Consider the following 2,332-nt stretch of genomic DNA (forward strand, 5'->3'; position numbering starts at 1 on the left):
GATCATTAATGACAGGAAAAGCAGTGTTATTGCCAAGGTACAGGATCGACAAGAAATTCTGGCATCCAGCCGAAGTGAACTCGTCCAAACTTGGCTTGATTCCATCCGCGCGCAATCAGACCGACTTGTTACAAACGAGCTTTTCCGTCTTTTTGCCTACGAGGTTGATCTCGCGGGCGGTGATTTCACCCAAATTGTACCCCCAAAACCCGGTGAAGACCCTGATTCCAATTTAGGGGTATCCTTATTTGAACAGTTGCCTTTTATGGAACGCGTTCTCACTGACTTTACAATCAACAGTGATTTCACAACCAGTTATCTTTTTGGCAAAACAGGGGTGGCGTACCTGACCAGTGGCGGTGCAGACCCCGTCTCTGAGCAACAAAAGCAACTTGCTATGTCCACCTTTGGACGCAAAGAAGTTACTTTTGGCCCTGTCCGGGTTGATGCATCGGGTTTGGTGATGGATCTTTTACTACCCGTATTACCAGCTCAGTCAGAAGCAGATCAGGAAGAACCTGTTGGCTTGATGCTCCTCACCTTTCCTGTCACCACAAAATTTGGGGAATTCCTTTCTCAACGTGCGTTATCTGAAGAAGGTGAAGTCACCAGAATGGTTCAGATAACCAACAAAGGATTTCAAGAGATAATACCCCAGGATTCAGCATTAATCCGCAACATCACCCTGACTTCAAACAACCAAGATATCTTTGCCTTTGCCCTTCGCCCGACAATCGGGGTTGCCGCAAAAGAAGTCTATTCCGTCGGTTCTGCTTTAATCCCTGATCAACTATGGATCTTTCAGGAAGTCGATCGTGCCAGCGCAGAAAAAAGTCTGATCGAATTCAGAAACATCGCTTATCTGCTTGCCGGATTTATTGTTCTGATTATTGCCGCGGTTTTCCTTGCGTTCTGGTGGCGCCTTAACAGTGAACACAATGGCGCCTTGGCCAAACAGTTCAAAGACCTTGCTACACGCATCCATGCCCAAAAGCAGTTACTGGACAAAATCAACGGGTCTATTGCTGACTTCATTGGTTTGAAAGCTGTGGATGGCAGTTACCGTTACGTTAACCCCGCCTTTGCCAAAGGTGTTGGGCGAGAAGAAGATCAGCTTCTTGGTATGGATGATGCCGCTATCTTTGGTACAGGCACCGCGGCCAGAATGTCGATTAGTGACCAGAGCGCCGTTTCTTCCGGTGGTGTCGTCACCAATAATGAGCGGGTCTTCCTGAACAACAAAGAGCATCATTTACAAATCAGCAAGGTACCTTTTGTTGGTGAGGACAATCAGGTTTCCGGTATTGTCTCTGTTTTCCGGGATGTTACTGAAATTGTTGAAGAACAGCGCAAGAAAGAAAAAGCTGTAAAACAAATGGTGACAGCATTGGTTCGCGCTGTGGAACTTCGCGATCCTTATCTTGGCGGACATTCACGTCGTGTTTGCCTGTTTGCCCTTATGGTTGGCAAGCGGATGAACCTCAGTGAACCAGAAATTGCAACATTGGAAATTTCTTCCAACTTGTCTCAAATAGGTAAACTGGCTATTCCCCGCAGCATTCTGAACAAACCAGAGCGTCTGACACCAGAAGAGATTGCCGAAATCCAAAAACATCCAGAACATACACAACAGCTTTTGCGTGGGATTGATTTCGATCTGCCCGTTCTTGAAACCATCATGCAAATGCACGAGCGTCTGGATGGCAAAGGCTATCCCCGTGGGTTGGTCGGTGATGAAATTCTTATTACCGCGCGTATCCTTGGGGCCTGTGATGTTTTCTGCGCACGTATTGAACCCCGGTCCTATCGCCATGGGTTAGAACCACTTCGGGCTCTAGATATTCTTGAAGACAATAATGACCGCTATGATACGGGTGTCATTATCGCCCTGCGGGATGTGGTCAACTCTGTCGAAGGCGAAAAGCTTATCGCTTCTATTCAGCAATAGGCTTAACAGATGCACATACAAACGCGACTGTTGAAAGCACTGTCTTTGGGAATATTGCTTTTAACAGTCCTGTCTGCTCTTGCTCTGTATAGTAAAACTGTTAATGCTTCCCAAAAGCTGGCAGCACAGCAACGTATTCTCGTCAATGCCATGGAATACCCGTGGAGCACAATCGGTAGATTGAATGCTGCCGGACGCGCCCACTGTACAGGTGCCATGGTCAGCGAACGCCATGTTCTCACCGCTGCCCACTGTATTTATGATGCCAAAACAGGACGGTGGCTTGCCCCACAAGAATTGTATTTCATCGCGGGATATCAGTTCGAAGAATATAAAATTAAATCAAAGATAAAATCCTATAAAAAGTCTGTTGATTAAAGACCC

General features: G+C 46.7%; 2 protein-coding genes. Both read left to right on the top strand.

Annotated features, from left to right (window positions below):
- A partial coding sequence (locus tag Q0241_RS13375; protein WP_299378304.1) for an HD domain-containing phosphohydrolase occupies window positions 1–1,948 on the top strand: 1,948 nt, incomplete at its 5' end.
- A 9-nt stretch (window positions 1,949–1,957) separates the two neighbouring features.
- Complete coding sequence (locus tag Q0241_RS13380) at window positions 1,958–2,326, top strand: trypsin-like serine protease (protein WP_299378307.1); 369 nt, start codon at window positions 1,958–1,960, stop codon at window positions 2,324–2,326.
- The last annotated feature ends 6 nt before the right edge of the window (window positions 2,327–2,332 follow it).

Origin of the sequence: uncultured Kiloniella sp., from assembly GCF_937128705.1 — a bacterium.
In the GTDB taxonomy this organism is placed as follows: domain Bacteria; phylum Pseudomonadota; class Alphaproteobacteria; order Kiloniellales; family Kiloniellaceae; genus Kiloniella.